9 protein-coding genes are annotated in these 7170 nt (G+C 62.0%); all 9 read right to left on the bottom strand.

Annotated features, from left to right (window positions below; translation table 11 throughout):
• The coding region (locus Q0288_RS05555; RefSeq protein WP_299428402.1) for a TolC family protein at positions 1 to 628 on the bottom strand (628 nt) is incomplete at its 3' end.
• Between the two features lie 248 nt (positions 629 to 876).
• Positions 877 to 2121: a TolC family protein gene (locus tag Q0288_RS05550; RefSeq protein WP_299428399.1), complete on the bottom strand. Its 1245-nt coding sequence runs from the start codon at positions 2119 to 2121 to the stop codon at positions 877 to 879.
• Positions 2122 to 2132: 11 nt separating this feature from the next.
• Positions 2133 to 2747 (bottom strand): YIP1 family protein, encoded by a 615-nt coding sequence (locus Q0288_RS05545; protein WP_299428396.1) that lies wholly within the window; start codon positions 2745 to 2747, stop codon positions 2133 to 2135.
• A gap of 295 nt (positions 2748 to 3042) precedes the next feature.
• Positions 3043 to 3561, bottom strand: a complete 519-nt coding sequence (locus tag Q0288_RS05540; RefSeq protein ID WP_299428393.1) for a hypothetical protein — start codon at positions 3559 to 3561, stop codon at positions 3043 to 3045.
• 1 nt (position 3562) lies between these two features.
• A complete protein-coding gene (locus tag Q0288_RS05535) occupies positions 3563 to 4318 on the bottom strand; it encodes a hypothetical protein (protein WP_299428390.1) in 756 nt (251 codons plus the stop codon).
• Between the two features lie 31 nt (positions 4319 to 4349).
• Positions 4350 to 5030, bottom strand: a complete 681-nt coding sequence (locus Q0288_RS05530; protein WP_299428387.1) for an ABC transporter ATP-binding protein — start codon at positions 5028 to 5030, stop codon at positions 4350 to 4352.
• Positions 5030 to 5416, bottom strand: a complete 387-nt coding sequence (locus Q0288_RS05525; protein WP_299428384.1) for a GntR family transcriptional regulator — start codon at positions 5414 to 5416, stop codon at positions 5030 to 5032. Before Q0288_RS05525 ends, Q0288_RS05530 begins: the two co-directional genes overlap by 1 nt.
• Positions 5417 to 5540: 124 nt before the next feature.
• Complete coding sequence (locus Q0288_RS05520) at positions 5541 to 6005, bottom strand: hypothetical protein (protein ID WP_299428381.1); 465 nt, start codon at positions 6003 to 6005, stop codon at positions 5541 to 5543.
• A gap of 131 nt (positions 6006 to 6136) precedes the next feature.
• Positions 6137 to 6523 carry a hypothetical protein gene (locus Q0288_RS05515; protein ID WP_299428378.1) on the bottom strand — a complete coding sequence of 129 codons (387 nt, stop codon included), beginning with the start codon at positions 6521 to 6523 and terminating at the stop codon, positions 6137 to 6139.
• Positions 6524 to 7170 lie beyond the last annotated feature (647 nt).

Below are 7170 nucleotides of genomic sequence, written 5' to 3'. Positions count from 1 at the left end.
TCAAACCCTTGGAGCGCGCGGTGCGGATGTAGTCCTGCTGCTGCACCTCGAGCAAGCGCACATGATTCTGGATGCCAAACCGGGCCACATCCACCGTCCCAGGCTCGGGCAAGCTCTCCACCCGCACTTCGCCATAGGGCCGCAGCCGGGCCCTGGCTTGATCCAGCGCCCGCTGGGCAGTACGTACTGCCGAGGCAGCCTGGGCATCCTGATCGCGCATCCGGGCCAGTTCCGCAGCCGAGATGGCGCCTGCCTGGAAGCGCAGGCTGGCAGCTTGCAGTTGCAGGGCGGTGAGTTCTTTGCGTTGCTGGGCCAGGGCGAGGTCGGTCTGGGACAGTAAAACCGCGCTGTAGGCTTCCAGCGCCCGTGCCAGGGCTTCCTGGCGGCTCTGGCCTAACCTGGCTTGCGCCACCACCAGGCTCTCTTGCGCCCTGGTAAGCAGCAAAGGCGCAATTTCGGGGTCGCCCTGGGCCTTGCGCAGTTCGTCCTGGGCAGCGGCCAGCGAACGTTCCGCATCCAGGTAGGCGGTGTCTTTGGTATGGGCCTCCTGTAAAAACACCTTCACCGGCTGGGCCGTACCCAAAGAGACCAGCGCAAAACCGATGGTCAGCAGCAAGGCATACCACACGCGCCGAGCTTCTGGCATTATCGCGGCTTGCTCTGTGTTGGCCGCTAATCCTAGCGGCACAAAACGAGTCCTGTACAGTATTTTGACTTTCGGAAACGGCTGCGTTTTCTCCGAGAACCACTCTAAGCTGCGCCGCGCTGAGCTGGTCAGGCCAGCAAGGTGGATCCCGGCGCAATACCCAACCGTAGGCCAGGCTCGAGTCCGCAACAAAGAACCTGTGAAAGCACTTCGATGTTCTGCACTGGGCATCACTGCACACTCCATTCCCCATCGGTCAAATCCAGGTACGTAGCACTGGCCGCCACATAGCCCTGCCAGGCCTGGGCTACCCCTGCCTCGGCCTCGCTCACACCGGCCTGTGCCTCCAGTGCTTCAATCGGGCTGGCGCTCCCGGCCTGTACCCTGGCCTGTACCAAAGCCTGCTGGCGACCCGCTAGTTCCAGGCGCGCCTGGGCCAGCGAGAGCCCTTCCAGGGCATCTGCTATTTCAGCCCGCGCTCCAACCAGCCGCAGCGACAGGTCGTCCAGGGTGCGCTGCAAACGAACCGCCGCCAGGTCACGATCGGCCTCGAGCTGGCGCAGTCCCGGCAGGGCCTCGAGGGGAAAAAGCAACCGCGCACCCAGGCTAAGTTTCCACTCGTTCTGCCCAGGGCGCAGTCCCGTCACTGGATTGACCGGCAGTGCACTCACCTCGCTCGGGATGCTCCCCAGCGAGAAACTGGCTCCCGGCCCCCGGCCTGTCCAGGAGGCTCCAGTCTGAATCTGCGCGCCGGTACCGATGTAGCCCGCGCCCACATTAACTTCTGGCAACAAGGTTCGGCCCGCTTCCTCTACCCTGGCCTGTGCAAGCTGCTGCGCCGCAAGCGCTTCTTGATAGGCTGGGCTGCGTTCCGCCACCCCTTCTGGCTGTACGAATCGGAGCGTCTGAGCCTGTGCATCACCGGACAGTCCATAGCGCGCAGCCTCAGCCCTGGCACGGTACACACTAGCCTGGGCTTGTCGCTGGGCCAGTTCGGCCTGTCGCACGGCCAGCGCTACTTCCTCGCGCTGGATAGCCGATACCGCACCAAGTGCTACCCGTTGCTGGGTGGCGACCAGCCGGGCCTGGCTCGACTCCAGCCGCCTGGTGCTGGCGCTCAGTCGGCTCTGGGCCAACCACAGGCCGGCATGGGCCAAAAGGGCATTTTTCTGCCCTTCGCGCCGCACCTGCCGTACCTGCCGCTCGGCTCGAGCGATAGCCAGGGCAGCCTCCAGGCGACTGGTGAAGTTCAACTGCCAACCCACCCCCACCGAGTAGTGGTTGTTGCCGTCGGTGCGACCTGCCGAGAGGTTGCTGGAAAGACCCCAGTTCACTGCATCGGCCCGCTGCCGTGCTGCCTCGAGAGCTGCTTGTGCTGGCCCCAGTTCCGGGCTTCGAAAGGCCAGCGCCTCCCGCGGCCCAAAGGCCCAGACGGGCACACTTAGCATAGCCAGAACCACCATCCACTGCTGCATGGTCACTCCATTCAACGCTGGGCCAGAATGCCCCACACGGTAAAGGCCAGCGAAACCGCCGCCACCGCCAGCGTTGCAACCATGGCCCGGCTGGGCGAGAAGACCTTCAGGCCCGACCAGATAATCCAGAGCGACCACAGCGTGCCCAGAATCCCCAGACCCTGCAAAACCAGAATTTCTACCGCGCCCCCAACCAGCTGCTGGTAGTCGCGCTGCCAGGCCGTCATTGCATCCGGGTCGGTAACCGGGGGCATGGGGGGTAGATCGCCCACCACCGGAAACAAGGCCCCGAAAGGGATCAGTACCAGGCCTACCAGCAGGTTCGGTACACTGGCCCAGCCAAAAACCTCCCAGGCCCGGCTGTCTGGCCCCGCCAGCAGACGGATGATCAGACCCCCCAGACCCCACAAGACGATGCCAAAAATCACCCCCCCCACCAGCGCAAACACCAGTTGCACCGGCACCCCCCCTGGCACAAAGCTGGGCAGCAGCCGGATCAACAAAACCTGACCCAGCGAGGCCGCTACGGTTCCCGCCAGCACAATGAAAAATGGGGCTACCAGGTTGGGTTTGCGCTCTGCGAGTGTTTTGAAAAAGTTCAGGGGTTGAAGCAAAATGTCAAACATATTCCCTCACCTCTTTCCAGTCTGCCCTAGCTCAGTCTGAAACCATAGAGTCAGATGTAATGTGAGGCATGCCATGGCCTGCAAAAGCGAGGCGCGAACAGTCCGTGGCAAGCTCTGACAAGCGTTTTTAGATGGAAACCCATGAATTGAGTCGTCAGGCGGTATGCCAAACCCATCGAAAGTACTCGAGAAAGCAGGGGTGCGTTCGGTGGTTGCCGGTATGCATCCCCGGAGGTTCTGCTGCAAAGTAGCCACGACACCCCACTCCTCCTGGCCTGCGGGTTTCGATTTCATCTCAATTTGGGCACGCCGTCCCAGGGCCAATTTCCAGCACCAGACTGCCAACCCCGTTGAGTTCCAGCCTGCTCTCGCTCGAAATCTGGCCGGACACACAGCCGCTGCCGAGTTCGGCCCCATCCAGACGGGCCGTTCCCGTTCGGAAGCTGAGTGCGAAGGGCTGGGTTCCCTGCGGCAGCAGGGTGTACTCACCGGCTGCCCAGTTGCCGCGCAGACGGTACTTACCGCCGTCCAGACTGCGGTTGCACTCGATGCACAGTCCGCCGCCGCTCACCTCCACCACCCCCCGCACCACCCCGGTGTCTGCCGAGACCACCCCGGCCTTCACCGACTGGCGGTTGAGGTCGAACAGATCCTGGGCCAGCCCAAGGGCCGCCAGCGCAGCGAAGCCCACGCCCAGCCACCGGGCGGTCTGGCTGAAGGTGCCCGTCCAGAGGCGGTAGCCCGCGTAGGCCAGCCAGGCGAACACCACCCCGAACACGACTATTTCCACGGTTCCAAAAGCTGCACTCGGCATCTCAGGCCTCCACTTCCTGCCACAACCGGCTGGCGGCGAAGAAGAATAGCGCGGTCAGCATCAGCTGAATCACGAAAGCCTCGGTCGGCAGACCCGGAAAGCTATCCCACTGCATCCGCACCTCGGGGTTCTGCTCCACGCTGGGTGCAGGCAGTTTCCAGGCGGGCAGCAGTTTGTAGAACTGCCCGCCAAACAGCCGAACGCTCCACTCCAGTACCTGCCCCAGCCCCACCGCGCCGATGATGAAGGCCAGGGTGGTGGCCTTGCCGGGGATGTAGGCCGCTACCAGGAGTCCCAGGAAAAGCGCTGGAACCACCAGCCCCAGGCCGCCCAGCAGGTAGAGCCACACACCAGCCCCGAGGCCCAGGGGCAGACCGATCCCGGCCTGGCCGAGCCAGAAAGCCTGCACCAGCCACATCCCACCATTGAAGAGGGTCAGCGCTGCCATGCCGAAGACAGTCTTGACCGCCAGGTGTAGCCAGCCTGGCGGGGGCGAGCCCAGCAGCAACCCCCAGCGCCCAGCGCGGTGTTCACGCCCAAAGTCCAGGCCCAGGGCAAACAGGAAGGCCAGGCTCAGGCCCGCCGCGCTTACCGCTGTGATAGCAAAAACGGCGGCGGCGGACTCGAGGTTGTTTCCATTCCACTCGAAAATCTGCCGGGCCACCAGGAACCAGGCCACCACCCCCAGTAACAGCACCAGTCCAAAAACGCTGAACTTGCGAAACTCGAGCCACAACAGTGTAGAAAATGCGTTCATCAAGATGTACCTCCTGGTAGCCCCTGCCCCATCAGGCCAGTACCTCAATAAAGGCATCCTTCACACTCTGCCCTCTGGCCCGGAGGTCTTCGGCCCTGGCATCCAGGGCCAGTCGGCCTTCCTTCAACAGCAGTACCCGTTCAAAAATCCCCTCTGCTTCGCTGACCTCGTGGGTCGAGAGCACCAGGCAGGCCTCGTCGCGCCACTCCAGTACCAGGCTCTTGAGGATGCGGTCGCGCGAGATCACATCAATGCCCGAAAGGGGCTCGTCCAGCAGGAAGAGCCGGGCATCGCGGGCCAGCACCATCGCCAGCCGCAGCCGCGCCCGCTGCCCCCGCGACATCGAGCGGTAGCCCTGTTTTGGCACCTCCAGAAAGGCCAGCAGCTCGCGGTAGCGGTGCAGGTTGAAGTCCGGGTACAGACCCACCATGAAGCGCTCGGCATCGGTGGGGGTCATCCAGGCATACAGGTTGTCGGCATCGGACAAAAAGGCAATCTGGCCCCGGTTGGCCCTGGGAGGCTGGCCCAGCACCTCCACGCTGCCCTGGGTGGGAAACAACATCCCGGCCAAAAGCTTGAGGGTGGTGGTCTTGCCGGAGCCGTTCAGGCCCAGCAGCCCGACCGCCTGGCCTGGGTGAAGCTCGAGGCTCAGGTCGTGCACCCCATCGGTCTTGCCATAGCGCTTGGTCACGCTAAAGAGTTTCGCCAGCATCACGGCTCCTCCCTCTGGCCATTCGGGCTGGCTTTTTTGAGGGCCTGTTGGGCGTCTTCCAGACCCAGCCCCAGGCTCTGCACCTCCGACCAGAAGCGAAAAGCTGCCTCCTGCAAGATTCGTAGCCGGATACCCTCCACATTTACATCCTCCCGCACAAATGTGCCCAGGCCGCGCTTGGTCTCGGTCATCTGGGCCATTTCCAGCTGGCTAAAGGCGTGAATCACCGTGTTGGGGTTCACCTTCAATTCCGCCGCCAGTTCCCGTGCCGAAGGCAGTTTCTCGCCTGGTTTCATCTTCCCATTAGCCAGCATCCGCTCCACCCCCCGCACGATCTGCGTATAAATCGGCCCTGCCTCTACATCTAAATTCCACAATCTAGTCACCTCCTTAGTGCACTAGTTGTCTAATACACTAAACCTCGAGGGTTCGTTCGTCAAGGCACTTCGGGTGCGGCGCAATATTCCGCTTTGGCAGCGGGACGCGCCATGCACTGAGGCCTGCAGCCGGTTACTGGCGAGGGGCCAGACCCGTCTCGGCCACCGGGCCCAGGGCCCAGCGAACCAGTTTCGGATGAGCGGGTCTGGAGAATCTCCACCCGCCTTCTTCGATAAGACGGAGCACCTGCGTGGCCAGCTCGGCGCAGTTGAAGTACCGAATCGCGCCAGCCTGCAAAACGGGGTACACCGCCAGCGTACACTGGACACAGCAGTGGGTTCCTTTCGGGTAGCCATGGTGGAAATGCGACCGCATGATTCCGAAGGCCAGATCTCTTTCCACCATCTCGTAAAATCGCGAGCCGCCATACCGGCTGCCAAGCGCCTTCTGGCCAGCGATCAAAAGCCCGCTTCGAAGAAAGGTTCCGACGGGCGCGCCGGAAATCGAGAAGCCAGCCGGGTGGCGAACGACCTTCGGCAGGTTCAGGTGAGGGAAGGTCTCGAGGTCTACCGGAACCGCATCGCGAACGAATGCCACGTCCGCAGCCGACAGTCTACCCCCCCCTCGCGCATGGTCGGCTACCCTCCACAAGGTATCGAAGTCCATTGTTTCTCGCTCGCTAACCCATAGCTGTGCGGTGTGCTCGACGTTGCTGCATCGGCCCCCATTCACTTCTTCGGCTTGAACACTCTGGTTTGCTGTAGCTCACCGCTCTTGTCGTAGACCCTCCACTCGCCAACTTTCCTGCCACTCTCATACACGCCTTCGTCCCACAACTGGCCGTTCTCGTAATAGCGCTTCCAGGGGCCGACCTGCTGGCCGCAGTGGAAGGAACCCGTTTGAAGGGGTTTGCCGTCCTCTCGCCACCATTCCCAATAACCATCCAGCTCGCCATGGGTGTATGTCCCAACCGCTTTTAGCCCGCCGTTCTTGTAGTACCAGATCCATTTCCCATGACGCTTTCCATCTTTGACCTGCCCCTCGCCAGAAAGACTCCCGTCGGCAAAGAGTTCCTGGTGGGGTCCGTTTAGCGGCATGGCTCTGGCTGACTTCATGGTCTTCTCCAGAGTAACCTACTACGCGCCCTAATGCTCCGGTTCGGCGGCGGGCCGCGCAACGAATCGTCCGCTGCAACCGGCTGTTGGCCCGCAGCCTCGTGTGGCAAACCCGCTCTGCTTCCCCTGCACGAGCTTGCGCCTGCACTTGTACCCCTTCTCCTCGTCCGAAAGCTCTTTCCTTTCCTACCAGATTCTTCGGCCCTGCGGCCTCAGAATGACACTTCGGCAATTTGGCCTGTGTACGAGAGGCCAGTTCCACTTTTGCCAGGGGGCCTGGTCAGGTGCTAAGCCTGTATGGTGAAATCAGAAAAGGGTGTCCCTGTCACCCTGAACGAAGGGAAGGGTCTGATGCGCTGTACCGCCTGAATGTGGTGGACTTAAGCGCATCGGATTCTTCGGCCTGGCGGCCTCAGAATGACACTTCGGTAATTTTGTGCGTGCTCCGGCGTCAATTTCCACTTTTGCGATGGTGCCAGTCCAGGTGCTAAGCGTTCAATATGAAGTCAGAAAATAATCCCGGTGTCACCCTGAACGAAGTGAAGGGTCTGATGCGCTGTACTGCCTGAATATGGTGGACTTAAGCGCATCAGATTCTTCGGCCTGGCGGCCTCAGAATGACACTTCGGTAATTTTGTGCGTGCTCC

The sequence above is a fragment of the uncultured Meiothermus sp. genome, from assembly GCF_937863175.1.
Classification (GTDB): Bacteria; Deinococcota; Deinococci; order Deinococcales; family Thermaceae; genus Meiothermus.
Note: the sequence above shows the minus strand (reverse complement) of the source record. Positions and strands in the feature narration are given on the sequence as shown.